At 72.9% G+C, this 17,160-nt stretch carries 9 protein-coding genes; 3 read left to right on the top strand and 6 right to left on the bottom strand.

Annotated features, from left to right (window positions below; genetic code table 11):
• Positions 1–77 precede the first annotated feature (77 nt).
• The 3 genes from ACZ7LK_RS15960 (at position 78) to ACZ7LK_RS15970 (ending at position 9,983) form a co-directional block, all read left to right on the top strand.
• The gene (locus ACZ7LK_RS15960) at positions 78–3,182 is read left to right on the top strand and encodes a glycoside hydrolase family 3 protein (RefSeq protein ID WP_471141199.1); all 3,105 of its coding nucleotides are present in this window, start codon (positions 78–80) and stop codon (positions 3,180–3,182) included.
• 619 nt (positions 3,183–3,801) lie between these two features.
• Positions 3,802–8,526, top strand: coding sequence for an ATP-binding protein (locus ACZ7LK_RS15965; protein WP_471141202.1), 4,725 nt, complete (start codon positions 3,802–3,804; stop codon positions 8,524–8,526).
• Positions 8,523–9,983 carry an alpha/beta hydrolase gene (locus ACZ7LK_RS15970; RefSeq protein WP_471141205.1) on the top strand — a complete coding sequence of 487 codons (1,461 nt, stop codon included), beginning with the start codon at positions 8,523–8,525 and terminating at the stop codon, positions 9,981–9,983. Before ACZ7LK_RS15965 ends, ACZ7LK_RS15970 begins: the two co-directional genes overlap by 4 nt.
• Here the strand turns inward: ACZ7LK_RS15970 and ACZ7LK_RS15975 are convergent.
• The 6 genes from ACZ7LK_RS15975 to ACZ7LK_RS16000 form a co-directional block, all read right to left on the bottom strand.
• Positions 9,961–10,788 carry an arylamine N-acetyltransferase family protein gene (locus tag ACZ7LK_RS15975; RefSeq protein ID WP_471141208.1) on the bottom strand — a complete coding sequence of 276 codons (828 nt, stop codon included), beginning with the start codon at positions 10,786–10,788 and terminating at the stop codon, positions 9,961–9,963. The two genes, ACZ7LK_RS15970 and ACZ7LK_RS15975, sit on opposite strands and share 23 nt — an antisense overlap.
• A 95-nt stretch (positions 10,789–10,883) precedes the next feature.
• Positions 10,884–11,033 (bottom strand): hypothetical protein, encoded by a 150-nt coding sequence (locus tag ACZ7LK_RS15980; RefSeq protein ID WP_469463324.1) that lies wholly within the window; start codon positions 11,031–11,033, stop codon positions 10,884–10,886.
• Positions 11,034–11,158: 125 nt separating this feature from the next.
• Positions 11,159–12,043 carry a geranyl diphosphate 2-C-methyltransferase gene (locus ACZ7LK_RS15985; RefSeq protein ID WP_392273521.1) on the bottom strand — a complete coding sequence of 295 codons (885 nt, stop codon included), beginning with the start codon at positions 12,041–12,043 and terminating at the stop codon, positions 11,159–11,161.
• 13 nt (positions 12,044–12,056) lie between these two features.
• The gene (locus ACZ7LK_RS15990) at positions 12,057–13,478 is read right to left on the bottom strand and encodes a family 2 encapsulin nanocompartment cargo protein terpene cyclase (RefSeq protein ID WP_471141213.1); all 1,422 of its coding nucleotides are present in this window, start codon (positions 13,476–13,478) and stop codon (positions 12,057–12,059) included.
• A gap of 310 nt (positions 13,479–13,788) precedes the next feature.
• Positions 13,789–15,201 (bottom strand): family 2B encapsulin nanocompartment shell protein, encoded by a 1,413-nt coding sequence (locus ACZ7LK_RS15995; RefSeq protein ID WP_471141216.1) that lies wholly within the window; start codon positions 15,199–15,201, stop codon positions 13,789–13,791.
• A gap of 369 nt (positions 15,202–15,570) precedes the next feature.
• Positions 15,571–16,986 (bottom strand): amidase, encoded by a 1,416-nt coding sequence (locus ACZ7LK_RS16000; RefSeq protein WP_471141219.1) that lies wholly within the window; start codon positions 16,984–16,986, stop codon positions 15,571–15,573.
• Positions 16,987–17,160 lie beyond the last annotated feature (174 nt).

Consider the following 17,160-nt stretch of genomic DNA (forward strand, 5'->3'; position numbering starts at 1 on the left):
GTACGCACCCGCGCCGGCCCCGGCCGGGCGCCCGCCCCGCCGGTTCTCCCCGCTTCTCCCACCGACCAGGAGCTGTCATGTCACGATCAAGAGTGTGCCGATCACGCACGCCACGCTCACGACCTCCGCTCGGAGCCGGTACGGCGGTACTGGCCGCGGCCGCCGTACTCGCCGGCCTGCTGACCGGCCAGGCGCCGGCGTCCGCCGCGGACGATCCGGCACCCCGGGCCGTCGACCGCTTCGAGGGCGAGGTGCCTTTCGCCGACCCGCCCGCCGAGGGCATCTTCACCTGGGGCAGCGACGCCGACGACCGGCCGGAGCTGGAGCTCCGCGCGCGGGCCGACGCACCCGAGGGCGGCAAGGTCCTCGAAGGCCGGTACGACATCAGCGGCTGGGGCGGGTTCAGCCACGACTTCGCCTTCGACGCCCCGGCACAGGACTGGACGGCCCACAAGGGCATCCGCTTCTGGTGGTACGGACAGAACACCGCTCCCCTGCCGCCCGGTTCGGGCAAGCGCGTCAGCTTCGAGATCAAGGACGGCGGCGCCAACGGCGAGGCGTCCGAGCTGTGGACCACCTCGTTCACCGACGACTGGGAGGGCTGGCACCTCGTCGAGATACCGTTCGCCGACTTCCGGTACCGGTCCGACTACCAGCCCGTCGGCGGCATCGACCAGGTCCTCGGCCTGAAGGAGATGTGGGGGTACGCCCTCACCCTGCCGCCCGGCGCGCCGGGTTCCTTCGCCGTCGACGGCGTCGAGCTGTACGGGAAGGCCGACCCCGCCCTCACCGCCCGGGTGGTCACCGACGCCGCCGTGTACCCGGTGGCCGAGGGCGGGACCGCCCGGGTGAAGGTCTCCGTCGCCACCACGGGTTCCGGCCCGCTCGACGCACCCGTCACCGTCGACTACACCACCCGGGACGGCAGCGCGACGCCCGGCGACGACTACCGGCCGGTCAGCGGCAGCGTCACCTTCCCGGCCGGCACCGCCTCCGGCGAGACCCGCACCATCGCCGTCACCACCCGCAAGGACCGCTCCGCCGAGAGCGCGGAGACCGTCCCGCTGGAACTGACCGTCCGCGGCGCCAAGGCCCCCGCCGAGACCCCGCACGTCGTCGTCGACGCCCATGGGCTGCCGTACCTCGACAAGAGGCTCCCGGTGAAGAAGCGCGTCGCGGACCTGCTCTCGAGGATGTCCCTCGCGGAGAAGGCCGGCCAGATGACCCAGGCGGAACGCAACGCCCTCACGGCGCAGGGCGACATCGCCGCGTACGGCCTGGGGTCGCTGCTCTCCGGCGGCGGCTCGGTGCCGACGCCCAACACGCCCGAGGCATGGGCGCGGATGGTCGACTCCTACCAACTGCGCACCCGCGCCACCCGGTTCCAGATCCCGCTCCTGTACGGCGTCGACGCCGTGCACGGTCACAACAACGTCATCGGCGCGACGATCATGCCGCACAACATCGGCATCGGCGCCGGACGCGACCCCGGCATCGCGGCGAGGACCGGCGCGGTGACGGCCCGGGAGGTGCGCGCGACCGGAATCCCCTGGGACTTCGCGCCCTGTCTGTGCGTCACCCGGGACGAACGGTGGGGCCGCTCCTACGAGGCGTTCGGCGAGGACCCCGCCCTGGTCACCGCGATGGAGACCGTGATCAACGGGATGCAGGGCGCCCGTGACGGCAGGGACCTGGACCGCAACGACAAGGTGCTCACCAGCGCCAAGCACTTCGTCGGCGACGGCGGCACCGGTTTCGGCACCTCCACCACCGGGTCGTACACCATCGACCAGGGCGTCACCAAGGTCACCCGCCAGGAGCTGGAGGCGGTGCACCTCGCCCCGTTCGCCGAGGCCGTCGAGCGCGGCACCGGCACGGTCATGCCCTCGTACTCCTCGCTGGACGTCCTGGGCGACGACCGGGGGCCTGTGAAGATGCACGCCAACGCCGAGATGATCAATGGGGTGCTCAAGGGCCGGATGGGCTTCGACGGGTTCGTGATCAGTGACTGGCAGGCCATCGACCAGATCCCGGGCGACTACCCCAGCGACGTCCGCACGTCCGTCAACGCCGGCCTCGACATGATCATGGTGCCGACCGACTACCGGGGCTTCACCCGCACGCTCCAGGACGAGGTCACGGCGGGTCGCGTCGGCGAGGCCCGGATCGACGACGCGGTGTCCCGGATCCTCACCCAGAAGTTCACCCTGGGCCTCTTCGAGCGGCCGTACGCGGACACCACCCACCTCGGCCGGATCGGCTCGGCCGAGCACCGCGCCGTGGCCCGCGAGGCCGCCGCCACGTCCCAGGTCCTGCTGAAGAACGACGGCGCGGTACTCCCGCTGAAGGCCTCGCAGAAGGTGTACGTCGCCGGGTCCAACGCCGATGACATCGGCAACCAGGCCGGCGGCTGGACCATCAGCTGGCAGGGCTCCCCGGGCCGGACCACCCCGGGCACCACGATCCTGGAGGGCATGCGCAAGGCAGCCCCGGACGCCACGATCACCTACTCCAAGGACGCCTCCGCCGCCACCGCGGGCCACGACGTCGGCGTCGTGGTCGTGGGCGAGACCCCGTACGCCGAAGGATTCGGCGACGTCGGCAACGGCCACGACCTGGAGCTCACCGACGCCGACCGGGCGGCGGTCGACACGGTGTGCGCGGCCATGCCGTGCGCCGTCCTGGTCGTGTCCGGCCGGCCGCAGCTCATCGGCGACCGGCTGGACCGCATCGACGCGCTGGTCGCCTCCTGGCTGCCCGGCACCGAGGGCGACGGCGTCGCCGACGTCCTGTACGGCAAGCGCCGGTTCACCGGCCGGCTCCCCGTCACCTGGCCCAAGTCGCAGGAGCAGCTCCCGATCAACGTGGGGGACGCCGCCTACGACCCGCAGTTCCCCTACGGCTGGGGCCTGACCACCCGCACCGGGCCTCCGGCCGGCGACGGCGAGGCCGCCCTGAAGGCCATCGCCGTCGCGGCCAGGGCGCTCCAGGCGGCCGGCCTCGGCCGCTCCGAGCAGGGCGCCGAACTGGTCGGCCGGGCCCGGCACATCGTCCAGGCCAGGATGGCGGGACACATCACCGAGGCCTCCGCGAAGCCGTTCGCCGACGCCGACCACCTGCTGCTGACGGGCGACCTCCCCGGCGCGGTCGCCAAGCTGACCGCGGCCTACCGGGCCGTCTGAGCACCGCCGGCACGGCACGACCCGGACGTACACGACGGGGCGCGGGCACACTGCCCGCGCCCCGTCATGCGTCCCGGCCCGGACGGGCCCGGTCCTGTCCCGTCCGGACGGGCCCGGTCCGGTCCGGTCCGCCGGGCGCACAGGACAGGAGCATGTGCGGTAACGGAATGTCGCGATTCGGTAACACCGTGGAAGGACCGGGAGAGTAGGCAATACCGTCTGTTGCTGCGTCAGATTCCCGCTATTCGCCAGAGTGTGGCCACCACGTGTCTTTTCACGAACGGAAGTTCATATGCCCCGTGCCTTTCTGCCTCCGGCGACGCCCGGTCCGTCCGGGGCGAGCGCGTCAGGAGCCTGACGGCTGAGGGGTTCCCCGCCGCACCGGTCGTGACCGAGGACCGACCACGCACCACGCACCACGTATGCACGGATCGACGCATCACGCACGACACATCACGCACGACGCACCAACGGGCAGGCGGGCGCGCGGACGCGCCGCTGCCGGCCGCAAGAGTGAACGGGGCCCCTCGCCATGCTTCTGGACAACCTGTCGAAACGAGCCCTGGCCGCCTTCTCGGCTCGTACAGTGGGGGACGACGGACGATTGGGCGGGGGCCTGATGGATCCACTTGTTCTGGCTGCGACGTCGGCGTCGATCGTGGGGGCCCTCGCCACCGACGCCTGGCAGCCCGTCCGGGACCGGATGGTGGACCTGGTCCGTCACGCCCAGCCCGACGAGGCCGACAACGTCTCACTGGAGCTGGAGGAGGCGCGCGAACTCATCCTGGCCGCCCGGGACGACGACGACGCCCGGGTGGAACACGAACTGACGGTCACACTCCAGCGCCGGTTGCAGGACCTGGTGGGCGACGACCCCGCGGTCGACCCCAATGTGCTGCGGCTGCTCGGCCAGCTCCTGGTGTCGTCCCGCAACACCCTCCTGTCCCAGCCGGCCTCCCTGTCGCAGCCGGCACCGCTGTCGGTGCTCACCGCCTGGGCGACACAAGGGACCGGCGTCCCCGTCCTGCCCCTGCCGGGTCTGCTGGGACCCGCCGCTCCCCTGACCCTGCCCGAGGGCGATCCCTCGGCCGTCGCCGCGGCGTGCCTGCCCGTCCCCACGGTGTTCGACCGGCTGGGCCCCGCGCGCATGCTGCCGCGCGACGTGTCGGCGTTCACCGGCCGTGAACCGGAGATGGAGCAGTTGCTGGAGGCGGCGGACGCGACCGACGAACCGTCCGTCTGCCTGGTGCACGGCATGCCCGGGGTCGGGAAGACCGCGCTGGCCGTGCACACCGCCCACCGGGTGACCGACCGCTTCCCCGACGGCCAGCTCTTCATCAACCTCCGGGGCCACGATCCCGGAGACACCCCCGCCTCGCCGTTCCAGCTCCTCGGCACCCTGCTGACGGCGGCCGGTTTCCCCGCCGGGGTGCAGCCGGCCAGCGTCCACGGTCGGGCCGGCATGTGGCGCAGCTACCTGTCCTCGAAGCGCATGATGATCATCCTGGACGACGCGGCCGACTTCTCCCAGGTGGAACCACTGCTGCCGGGCTATCCCGGGTGCCTCACCCTGGTGACGAGCAGACTCCGGCTGGAGGCCGCCGAGGTCACCAGATCCGTCCCGGTGGACGAGCTGGCCCCCGACGCGTCGGCCCGGCTCTTCGACCGTCTGCTGCGGCACCGCGGTTACGAGGGCGAGGCGGGCAACGCCCACGAGGTGGCCCGGCTGTGCGGCAACCTGCCGCTGGCCCTGGTGTTCGCCGCCAGCGTCCTGCTCGCCCACCCCACATGGCGCGTCCCGCACCTGGTCGACGACCTGTCCCGTTCCCAGCGGCGGCTCACCCGCCCGGCCGGCGGCCGGGCGCCGGTGTCCGAAGCCCTCGACACCTCGGTCCGCACCCTCGACGACACGGAGCGGCACTTCTTACGGCGGCTGGGCATGCACCCGGGCCCCGAACTGGAGAAGCGCGCGGCCGCCGTGCTGGCCGGCACCTCGGTCGAGGACGCCGACCAGTTCCTGGACTCGCTGTACCGGCACAGCCTCCTGACGGAGGTCTCCCCCGGCCGCTTCCGGATGCACGTGCTGGTCTCGTCGTACCTCCGGGCCGCGCCCGCCGAGCAGTTCGCCCGCGCCGGCGCGCCGGACGACACCGTGGACGAGGAGGAGGTGCGGAGGCGCCTCGTCGACTACTACCGCCGTACGGCGACGGCCGCCTACCTGGTGGAGACCCGGCAGGAGACGCCCGACGCCGTGCGCGGCTCGCTCCCGGAGCGCGCGCCGTCCCTCAGCGGCCCGTCCCAGGCGGCGGCCTGGCTCGCCGCCGAGCTGGACAACCTCTCCGCCTGTACGCAGTACACCGCGGACCACCCGGAGGTGGTCGCCGACCTCGCCACGGTGGTGACGGCCTACCTCCTGCGCCGGGGGGACACGGGCGTCCGGACCGCGCGGGAGCTCGTCGAGGCCGGTCACCGGAGGGTGACCAGCCGCGGTGACGTCCGCGCACAGGCGCTGTTCACGCATCTGTCCGGCCTGCTGGCCCTCGCCGAGAACGACATCGCCGCCTCGGTGGCCGACCTGGAACGGGCGGTGCGGACCAGTCTCGCCGACGGCTGGACGCTGGGCGCGGCCCGGGCGCTGTACGGCCTGTACCTGGCCCAGCGGCTGAGCGGCCGGTACGACCGCGCCCTCTCCGCCCTGGACGAGGCGGCGGAGCTGTTCACGGAGGCCGGCGACCGGTACGGGCAGCGGAAGACGTACGAGCAGGGTGCCCGGCCGGCCGACGCGCTCCCGGCCACCGGCGCCGACCGCACCGTACCCCCGCCGATGACGGTGGACTCCGTCTCCCGTCCGGCACCCGACGACTTCCTCACGCAACTGGAGAACCTGGCCCTGGGGTTGCGGGCGCGCCACGTACCCGACGAGGCACCCCCGGGGGCGGCGTCGCGGGGGGACGTACCACGTGACACCGGCCCGGAGGAGGCCGGTCCGCACCATGCGGCCGGTTCACGGGGCGGCGGGGACGACGAGCCGCCCAGCACCCCGACGGGCCCACCGGGGCCCGCCGACGATGAGGGAGACCACGGCGGCGGCGACGGGGACGACAGGGACGACGCGGACCTCACCGACACCGCAGCGGAGGCCGAGGCGGACCGCACCGACGACGGCGACACCGAGGACCCCGAGGACCCCGAGGACATCGACGACCGTACGGGGGACACCGGAGCCGACCTCGTGGCGCGGCGGCGCGAGACGGCCGAGCGGCACGTCCCGTCCAGCGAGGAGACGGCCGAGCGGCACGTCCTGCCCAGCGAGGAGCTGGACGCGGTGGACGCCCAGCTCGTCAACTTCTGGTTCACGGACGACGGCGCCGCCGGCGATCCGCCCCTGCGGGTCGCGGAGAGACGTACCGGATGTTTCCAGGTCGGTCCCGACCACCCGGACAACCTGGCGGCCGGCGACCGGGTCGTCCCGCCCCACGACATCCCCGCCGCCGGACTGCTCACGCACTGGGTCGTCTGGTCCTCTACATGCGAACTGGCCCTCCCCGACGACGCGGACCCCTCCTTCGGTTCGGGCATCAGCGTCAGCGGCGACGCACAGCAGTGGAACGTCGACTTCACCCTGCTGATCCCGCCGCACGGCCCGTCCGAGGAACGCCCCGTCATCGTCACCCCCCGGCAGGCCGGCACCGCCCGCATCGACGCGCTGGTGCTGGTGGACGGCGACCCCTACCGCGAGCTGACCATCGAGTTCCCGGTGGACGAGGCGGACCCGGGCGAGCCGCGCAACGGGCTGCGCGCCGGCTCCCCGAACCAGCCGTCCGGCGACCCGCCCCCGGACCCGGAACCGGCCGGCCTCCCGCACCAGCGCCCGCCCGCCGCGGCGCCCCCCGCCGACGAACCGAAACCCGCGGCGGCCCAGGTCGCCCGCGCGTTATGCCCGCCGAGGAGCCCCCGCCGCCGGCACGGCTCCGTCCAGGTCCGGGCACGGCAGCACGTACCGGCCCGGGAGACCGCCCCGCACCCCGCGCAGGGCTGGCAGCGGGAGGCCCGCCGTCTGTCCCTGTACGTGAACCCGCCGGGCGTCTGGTGGTGCAGGCAGGTCACCGGCACACCCGGTGAGCAGACCGCCTCCGCCGCCTGGAAGCCCCAGGCGGCGGCCCACCAGTACATCCGTGACGCCCAACTGGCCCTGGACGCCTACTGGCAGAGCCGGGCGCAGCGGTACAACGACATCACCGCGTCCGACGTCGCCAAGCGCCTCGAGGCGTTCCGCCCCAGCACGGACTGGTCGGCGCCGGGCGTGCCGTCCCTCCGGGACGAGGACGAGGAGGCGTGGCACGCGGACGCGCTCAGCCAGGAGGTCCGCGACCTGGCCCTCGCCGGACACCACCTGTTCCAGGCGATGTTCCCGGACGCCCAGCTCAGCAGGATGGTCAGGGAACTGGAGCCCGGCGACCGGCTGACCATCCACTGGGAGAACTGCGACCCCCAGCACGTGCCCTGGCCCCTGATGTATCGCGGTACGCTGCCCCGCCCCGGGCAGCCGGTGCAGGCGCACGACTTCCTCGGTCTCCGGCTGCGGATCTCCCACGTCTCGCACCCGTCGTTCGACACCACCCGGGCGCTCGACGACGACGCCGTGCGGGCGCACCTGATGTACTGGGGCGGCAAGCCGAACGACGAGACGCTGCTCGCGGCCGAGGAGCACGCGCGGGAACTGTCCGGGTGGCGCCCCAAGGTGCTGCCCGCGACGAGCGAGGGCCGCAAGGCCCAGCTCGCGGAGTTCCTGTGGGACCCCTCGCCCGTCTCCCTCATCTACGTGTTCTGCCAGGCGTCCACCGGGGCCGGCAACAAGCCCAGTCTGCGGTTCGGCAGCACCAGCGACGCCTGTGACGTCCTCCAGCTCACCGACATGGGCATCGCTCCCATGACGGACCGGCCGCTGGTCTTCATCAACGCCTGCGAGACGTCGGCCGCCGAGCACACCTACAGCAACGAGTTGCAGAACACCTTCCTCAAGCGCGGCAGCCGCGCCTACATCGGCAGCGAGTGCAAGGTGCCCACCAACTTCGCCGCCCGCTTCGCCAGTGTCTTCTTCCACTTCCTCTACACGCGCGAGCACGAGGGCTCGCCCACCTCCGCGGGCGAGGCCCTGGCCCAGACGCGCAAGTTCTTCTGGGACGAGTACCGGAGCATCGGCGGACTGTTCTACAGCTACGTCAACGACTACCACGTCCGCATCGCCAAGCCCCACGAAGTGGCCGCCCTGCACCGGCCCGATCCCCGCACACCGCAACCGCAACCACATCCGCAACCGCAGACCCGAGCGAGGCAGGCGTGACGACACCGCACCACCCGGACGGCGTGAGCGAGCGCTTCCTCACCGCGGACACCCGCACCCGGATGGCCCTCGTCCGGGACCCGGACAGCGCACCGGCCCTGCGTGATCTCCTCGGCGACGCCGTCCACGACGAACTCGTCCGGCTGGCCGGCCCCGCCCCGGCGCACCACCTCGGCGACGGCCCCGTCAACCTGGTCTTCGTCCCGGGCGTCATGGGCAGCGTGCTCGCCAGCACCGGGCTGGGCGGCATCTGGTGGCTGGACATCAGGTCCCGGCGGCGCATCGACAGCCTCGCCCTGGCCGCCGACGGCCGGAGCGACGCCCACCCGTCCTTCAAGATCCAGCCGGTCGCCGTCGACGCCTCCTACGAAGGGTTCCTGTTCGCCGCCGAGCGGAAGGACGGCATCCAGCACCTCACCTTCCCGTACGACTGGCGCAAGCCGCTCCACACCAGCGCCGACCGCCTGTACGACACGGTGGTGGCGGCTCACTCCGGCGACGGGCCCCGGGAGCCCGTCCACCTCGTCGCCCACAGCATGGGCGGCCTCGTCGTGCGCACCGCGCTGATGCGCCACCCCGATCTGTGGGACCGCGTGGGGAAGGTGGTGTTCCTGGGCACTCCGCACTACGGCTCACCGGCCATCGGCGGGTACCTCAAGAACCACCTGTGGGGGCACGAGTTCCTCACGCTGCTGCGCTCGTACCTGTCCCGTGAGACGTTCCGCTCGCTGTCCGGTGTCCTGAGCCTGCTCCCCGCCCCGGCGGGTGTGTATCCCGGCACCGGGGTCAAGGACGGACCCGAGTACGACCACCCGTGCGCCAACTTCGACCTCTACGACGCCGCCGCCTGGCGCCTCGGGCTCGGGCCCGCCCAGCAACTGGCCCTCCAATCGCTGCTGGACGCCACCGCCCGGCACCACCACGACCTGCACGTGTGGCACCACTCCCTCGACCAGCGGCAGCGCGACCGGATGGCGGTCATCGCCGGCACCGGCTTCAACACGCTGTTCCGCCTGGCGTACAACAAGCGTCTGGGCTTCCTCTGGCAGCACATGGACCGCATCACCAGCCGTGTCCCCGACCACCCCGACCGGGACGGCGACGGGCGGGTCCCGCTCACGTCGGCGAAGCTGCCCTGGGTCGGCGAGACCCGTTACGTCAACGGCGAGCACGGCAGCCTGCCCAGCCTTCCGGACGTGCAGGAGGACGTCTGGCGTTTCCTGGCGGACCGGCCCATGCGCCTGGGCACCAGCCCGGCGGCGGCGATGGGGCGCCACCTCGCCGGGGCGTCCCCGGCGACCTCCCCCCTGGCGCTCCCCGACCCCGCCGCTCCGCGGTCCCCGGAGGACCCCGGCTACCTCGACATGACGGCTCCCACGGCGGCCGAACTCGCCGAGCTGGAAAGGCGGCTTGACGCGGGACTCCTGCCCGGCTTCATCCGGACGCGCCTGCTGTAGCCGGGTCCCCGGCCGTGGCGGGTGACGGTGGTACGGGCGGCAGGCGGTCGAGGACGATCCCGAAGTGGTCCCGGTAGGCGGCCAGGGTCTCGGCGTCGCCCTCCAGCACCCGTTCCGTGCGGCGCCCGTCGACGGTGGTGATCAGCTTGCGGCCGCTCAGCGTGGTCCGCCCGGTCCCGGTGAGGAGGGAGCAGATCAGGGACCGGGTGAAGTGCGAGGCCGGGGAGGTGCGGTGGTACCAGGCTCCGGCCGCGAAGTCGGACAGCTCGCGCGGCCGCCGCTCCAGGCGGTACTGCGGCCGCCCGTCGCGCAGGACGTCCAGGTCGCCGTCGGGGGTCTCCCGGAGGTGGAACGAGCCGCCCGGGTCCTCCTGCTCGCCCCGCTCGTCCAGGGCCAGCGGGTGGTGGCTGTGGTCGCCGAACCCGACGTCCGCCAGCCACGGTCCGGTGCCGTCGTCCGTCTCGACGGCCAGCGCGAGGTGGTCGTAGGGGATGCCGGGGCGGCCCTCCTCGCCGAAGGTGCGCGCCTGGAGGAAGGCCACGCGGAAGCCCAGGGCGCGCAGCAGGGCGGCGAAGGCCCCGCCCAGCTCGTAGCAGAAACCGCCGCGCCGGGCGTGGACGACCTTGTCGAGGAGCGCCTTCTCCTCCAGCACGATCTCCTCGCCCAGATGGATGGAGAGGTTCTCGAACGGCACGGTGCGGAGGTGGCGCAGATGCAGCTCGCGCAGGGCGTCGGCGTCGGGACGTGCGGGGCGCGTGGCGCCGATGCGGTGCAGGTAGGCGTCGGTGACCGGCTCGGTGATCATGGCGACAGTCTCGCCGCCGGCGCGGCTGCTGTCATGGGGCCGGAGGCCTAGGCCCTCCGGCCGGTCCGGTGGCCCGGACCGGCGCGCGCGCCCGGTCAGGGCGTGCCGCAGCCGTCGTCCTCGTCGTCCGCCCGGCCGGACGGGGGCAGCGGGATGCGGGTCTGGCCGTCGATCGGTGGCGGGGTCCGCTCGCCCAGCCGGTCCTCGAGCTCTTGCAGCCTGGTGCGCGCTTCCGGAGTCGTCATGCTTCCCTCATCACCACTTCGGCGGCCGGGAATCGTCCCGGTGGTGCCGGCCGCCCCGGTCCGGCGTCGGCCGGGCCCTTGGGTCACGGGCCCGGCCTGCCGTCATGGTGCTTTCCGGCGGCCCGTCAGACGCGGTCGGCGGCGATCAGGACGTACTGGAACGAGCCGTCCTTGTAGGAGTTGATGAACGCCTCCTCGATCCCGGTGACGAGGGACGAGGTGGCCCGCAGCTCCCAGTAGGGCAGGGTCGCGGCGGTGAGGTCGACCACGGCCTGCGGGACGAGACGGTTGTCGGCCATGGCACGCAGGTACTCCCGGCGGGAGTGGATGTTGCACTCGAAGTGGGCGTTGATCTGGGAGACCCACTTGGAGGGCTGGCCGTAACGCGGGTTCCAGCAGCCGGTGATGGTGACGTAGCGGCCGCCGACCCGGAGGATGCGGGAGTGCTCGGCGAAGAGGTCGTGCAGGTCGACGTACATGCTCGACTCGTTGTTCCACGAGGCGGCGGCCTGCCCGGTCGCGAAGGGCATGTCCAGCATGTTGCACACGCGGGCGCCGACGTGGTCCTCGATGCCGAGTTCACGGGCGCGGCGGTTGGCGAACTCGGCCTGCTTGGCGGACAGGGTCACGCCTTCGACCGTGCACCCGAAGCGCTGGTGGGCCATGACCATGGAGCCGCCCCGGCCGCAGCCGGCGTCGACGAGGGTGTCGTCACGGCCGATGGAACCGAGGTTGTCCAGCAGGACGTCGGTCTGTGCCGACTCCAGGCGGTGCAGCTCGGCGATCAGCTTCTTGTCGTACTCGCTGTCGGCGCTGTCGCCGAGGGCGGCGTGGTCGACCTCGCCGATGCCGTAGTGGTGGTGGTAGAGCCCGTCGACGTCGCCGAGGCGCAGGTTGACGGGCCTGGCCTCCTGGTCCCAGTAGCGGGCGATGTCACCCTGGTAGGGCGACGCCGGGCCGGGGACGAACGCGGAGGTGCCGTTGGCGTTGGTGAGCTCGGTGCTGGTCACAGATGAATCCTTCTTACCAGAAATCGGGCAGGCTGTAGCGGTACGTGTTGGTCATGTGCCAGTAGTGGTTGCCGTCGACCCAGGCGGCCACGCCCCGCAGGAAGCGCAGCACGTTCGGCACGGGGCAGGCGGCGGCCAGCGCGGCGGCTTCCGCCTCGAAGGCGTGCATCAGGTCGTTGTGGACCTCGACCGCCTTGAGGTAGGCGTCCCGTTCCGAGGCGTCCTCGCGGTCGGCGATCACCACGGGCAGGTTGAGGTGCCGGCCCGGGCTGGCGAGTTCCTTGGTGTACGAGTAGAGGTCGTTGACGATGGTGGTGGCGTTGCCGGCGAGCGCGATGACCCGTTGCATGGCGGGCCGGGCGTGCAGGTCCGCCGGCAGCTCGTACCCTCCGACGGTGTCGGTGATGGTGGGGCAGGGGCGGAAGTTGTTGAACTGGCGCATGGCCAGGTACTCCCAGACCTCCGGGACATGGTCCGTCTCGGCCCATGCCGCCTCGGCGAGGTAGCCCATGTGCAGGCGGGCCATGTCGTGCCGGTACCGGTCGGCCTGGGAGGGGGTGGCCTGCTGGACGAAGTACTCCATCGCGGAGCGGTAGGCGCGCCGGGGGGCGTCCGCGTGGAGGGACTCCGCCCAGTCCGGCTCGTATTCCTTCGTGGTGTGCAGCGGGTCGAGGGCCGTGTGGGCCAGCAGCAGGCGGCTGCCGAGGCCGACGGGTGAGCCGCCGTGGTCCTCGCAGTAGCAGTCGTCGACGGCGTTCTCGGCGACCATGAGCCGGGTGGCGAGCATCAGGTGGTCGACGGTGGGGGCGTCCGGGTGGCAGGCGACCATGTAGCGGCCGACGGAGAAGCCGTCGAACTGGTCCTCCCACTCGGGCGGGAACGCCTGGACCTCGTCCACCGCCCAGGACTTGATCCTGCGGCTGACCTCCGCGACCCGGACCGGGTCGGGTTCCGGCACCGGGTGGTGGTAGAGGCCCGGGATGGGACGGCCCTCCGCGGGGGCCCCGGGCGACGCTGCCGGCGGAACCCCGGGCCGCTCGTCGTGCCGGAAGAAGCGCAGGCCGGCGGTGCCGAGGCCGCTGGGACCGCGCATGATCCGTTCCAGCGCGGGGTTCGCCCCCCGGACCGCTCCGGCACTCTCCCGCCCGTCCGGGACGACCGGCTCGCCGCCCGGGCCGCCGTGCGGCACGGACCCGGCGGTGGGCAGGGTGGTGGACACGGACCCGGCGGTGGGGGGCGCGTCCCCCTTGGCGGGCAGGGACACGGGCGGGGAAGGCGGGCCGGGCAGCACGGTCCGCGCGGGGGCGGCCTCGGCGGCGGCGTCGGCAGCGGCCTCGGCGCCGGTGGTGCGGGCCTGGCCGAGGACGTGCTCTCCGAAGCGGGCGGCAGCGGCGGGCAGGCTCGACTGCGCGGGAGAGAGCCCAGGTTCGGGCATCCGAAACTCCTTGCTGGGGGGTGGGGTGGGCCGCCCCCGGATCCCGGGCGTGCTCGCCCTCCCCGGGGGTGTCCGGGCCGTTGCGGGTGCGTCGTCGGTTCCGCTAGGGCGTGTTTCGAAAGTGGCGTCGTCCGCCCGGAGGGCGGGGCCGGGGGCGCCCGGTGCGTGCGATCGCAAGGCGGAGGGTGGGGGCACCTCCCGCGCCGCCAGGCGCGGGGGGAGAGAGCGCAGCGGGCTGCGCCGACGACCGACAACGCGGCGAGCGGGCGTGCCGGACGCCCCCGGCCAGACGGGACTTTCGACACACGCCCTAGTCGCGCCTGCGGGCGATCTGCACGTTCTCCAGCACACCGAGCGCGTCGGGCACCAGGATCGCGGCGGAGTAGTAGGTGGTGACCAGGTACGAGACGATCGCCTGCTCGCTGATGCCCATGAAGCGCACCGACAGGCCCGGTTCGTACTCCTCCGGCAGGCCGGTCTGGCGCAGGCCGATCACGCCCTGGTTGTCCTCGCCCGTACGCATGGCGAGGATGGAGCTGGTGTTCTCCTTGCTGATGGGGATCTTGTTGCAGGGCAGGATCGGGACCCCGCGCCAGGCCGGCACGTGCTGCCCGCCGACGTCGACGTGGTCGGGGTAGATCCCGCGCGCGTTCCACTCCCGGCCGATGGCCGCGATCGTCCGGGGGTGTGCGAGGAACAGCCGGGTGCCGCGGCGGCGGCAGAGCAGCTCGTCGAGGTCGTCCGGGGTGGGCGGGCCGGAGTGGGGCTGGATCCGCTGCTTGAAGGCGGCGTTGTGGAGCAGCCCGAACTCCCGGTTGTTGATCAGCTCGTGCTCCTGGCGCTCGCGCAGCGCCTCGATGGTGAGCCTGAGCTGCTCCTCGGTCTGGTTCATCGGCCCGTTGTAGAGGTCGGAGACCCGGGTGTGGACGCGCAGCACGGTCTGGGCGACGGAGAGTTCGTACTCGCGCGGGTTGAGTTCGTAGTCGACGAAGGCCCCCGGCAGCTCGGCCTCGCCGACGTGGCCGGCGGACATCGCGATCTCGGCCTCGCCGTGGCGGTTCTGCCGTTGCCGGGGCAGCGAGCTGAAGCGCCGGATGTGGTCCTGGAGGGCGGGCGCCCCGGCCATCACGGCGGCGAAGTCGGCGCGGGAGAGGGTGAGGAGCGTGCCGGAGGTCTCGGCGGTCGCCGTGCTGTCCCAGGTGGCGTCGGCGTCCAGCAGGGCGTTCTCGCCGAACCGGTCGCCGTCGCCGAGCACCGCGACGGTGACCTCGTCGCCGTACTTGCCGACGGACGTCCGGTTGACCCTGCCGTGGGCGATCAGGTGGATCCGGTCGGCGGGGGCGTCCCGCTCGACCAGGACCTCACCGGCCCGGAAGTCGCGCTGGACGCACCGGCCGGCGATCGCGGTCAGCACCTCCACGTCGTCGAAGCCGCGCAGCAGGGCCAGTTCGCCCAGCTCCCGGGGGATCACCCGGACGTCCGCACCGTCCTGGACGAACTCGATGCACCCGTCGCCGACGGTGTACGTCAGTCGGCGGTTGACCCGGTAGACGCCGCCCTTCGTCTCCACCCACGGCAGCATCCGCAGCAGCCAGCGGGAGGTGATCTCCTGCATCTGCGGGGCGGACTTGGTCGTGGTGGCGAGGTTGCGGGCGGCCGCGGTGCTCAGGCTGGACTGCCGGGGCGGCTCCGCTTGCGCTTCCGGGCGGGTCTCCACGGTCATCGGGTGGGTTCTCCTTCGCGATGGTGGTGATCGGCGGACGGGCACGCCACACACTCCCGAGGAGGAGATACGGGAGGAAAGAGGAGCAATCTCGGGGAATCCGTCCAGATCCTCGGGAACACTAACGGCCCGTGAGCTCCGCTCGCTCCCCGCGACCACGCGCATTACCTCGATGCAGTGATCTTGGTTCGCAGGGGTTTAACGGGGTCACCGGCGACATTCGGACGATCCGGCCGAGGGCATGGCGACGGGACCCGTGGCGGGTGCACCCGCACGCGGGAAGGAGGTGTACGCCAGGGGCCCGAGGGGACGGCGGCCTCGGGTGCGCCCGGCCGGGCCGTGGTGGCGGTGGGTGGCGGGCGGGAGCGGTCAGACGTCCTGGACGCGCCGGAAGGGGCGGTCCGCCTCCAGCGCGAACGCCACCTCCAAGAGCGTCCGTTCGGCGCCGGGGCGGCCGGAGAACATGACGCCGACGGGCAGCCCGTCCGCCGTCACGACCGGGGCGGGGACGGAGATCGACGGTGTGCCGACGACATTGTCGAGCGGCGTGAAAGCGACGTACGCGAGGATCCGCTCGATCAGCGTGCGGTAGGGAACGACCGGGCTCAGGTGGCCGATCGGCGGGGTGGTGTGCGCGAGCACGGGGGACAGCACCAGGTCCAGTCCGCGGAACGCCGCCGCGTGCGTGCGCCCGGCGCCCTTCAGCCGCCGGAGCACGCCGGGGGTGCGCCGCCAGTTGCGCAGGTACTCCTCGCGCAGCCCCCGGCTGAGGCCGTCCATGCGGCGGCGGTCGAAGTCCGCGCCCAGGGTCCGGCCCGTGACGCCCAGGAGGAAGGACAGCATCCCCCAGTAGGTGAGGAAGTCCCCGGTGAAGCGGGGGTCCACCGGCAGTTCCACCGGTTCCACGGTGTGGCCGTGGCGTTCGAGAACGGCCACCGTCTCCGTGACGGCCGCGCGGGTCGTGGCGTCGGAGGGGACGCCGCTCGGCGAGTCCAGCAGGAACCCGATGCGCAGCCGCCGCTCCGAGGGGCCTTCGACCAGGCCCAGGGGCGGCAGCTTCGGGTTGCGCCAGTACGTCTCGGCCGCGGCGAGGAAGGCGGCGGTGTCCCGGACGGAGCGGCTGAGGATGCCGTCGGAGACGATGTCGAGGGGCAGTTGGCGGCTCTGGGCGTTGGCCAGGACCCGGCCGCGGGTCGGCTTGAGCCCCACGAGGCCGCAGCAGGCGGCGGGGATGCGGATCGATCCGCCGCCGTCGTTGGCGTGGGCGATCGGCACCGCCCCGGCGGCGACGAGCGCCGCGCTGCCGCCCGACGAACCACCCGCCGAGAAGCCCGTGTTCCAGGGGTTGCGGACGGGCTCGGCGCCCTCGTACTCCGTGGTCGGGCTGAACCCGAACTCCGGCAGCCGGGTCTTGCCCAGCACGGTGACGCCGCTGCTGAGGAACTGCCGGGCGAACGGCGCGTGCCGGCGCGCGGCGCGCGGGGAGAAGGCCGCGCTGCCGTGGCCGGTGGGCAGCCCCAGGTAGTCGGTGTTGTCCTTGACGAAGGTGGGGACGCCGGCGAGGGCTCCGCCGGCCGGCGCCGTGCGGGCCGGGGGTTCGGTGTGCACCTGGACCGCGCGGAGCCGTTCCTCGACCGCCCGTACCCGGTCGGCGGCGGCCCGGGCCGCCTCGGCCGCGCCGACCTCACCGCGCCGGATGGCCTCGGCGAGGCCGACGGCGTCATGCTCCCCGAGGGCGTCGTCCCGGAAGGCGTGCACCGTGGTCCGTTCGTCGAAAGTCGTCACCGCTACCTCAGCCCCGGCCGTGTGGATGGTTGCCCGCCATCATTCCCTACCAGCAAGTAACGGGCGAGGGTCCCGCGCCCGTTCGTCCGGCGGCCGCCGCGTGCCGGGTGACACAGGCCACACGACGACCGGGATCCATTAAATAGGAATATCCCATGCACATTTGCTAGCGTC

Source organism: Streptomyces sp. NPDC039423 (genome assembly GCF_055598725.1).

What these genes read in the sequence shown, in the direction of transcription:
- ACZ7LK_RS15960 (WP_471141199.1), top strand. Translation starts at nt 78, where the DNA reads ATGTCACGATCAAGAGTGTGCCGATCACGCACGCCACGCTCACGACCT.
- ACZ7LK_RS15965 (WP_471141202.1), top strand. Translation starts at nt 3,802, where the DNA reads ATGGATCCACTTGTTCTGGCTGCGACGTCGGCGTCGATCGTGGGGGCC.
- ACZ7LK_RS15975 (WP_471141208.1), bottom strand. Translation starts at nt 10,788, where the DNA reads ATGATCACCGAGCCGGTCACCGACGCCTACCTGCACCGCATCGGCGCC.
- ACZ7LK_RS15980 (WP_469463324.1), bottom strand. Translation starts at nt 11,033, where the DNA reads ATGACGACTCCGGAAGCGCGCACCAGGCTGCAAGAGCTCGAGGACCGG.
- ACZ7LK_RS15990 (WP_471141213.1), bottom strand. Translation starts at nt 13,478, where the DNA reads ATGCCCGAACCTGGGCTCTCTCCCGCGCAGTCGAGCCTGCCCGCCGCT.
- ACZ7LK_RS15995 (WP_471141216.1), bottom strand. Translation starts at nt 15,201, where the DNA reads ATGACCGTGGAGACCCGCCCGGAAGCGCAAGCGGAGCCGCCCCGGCAG.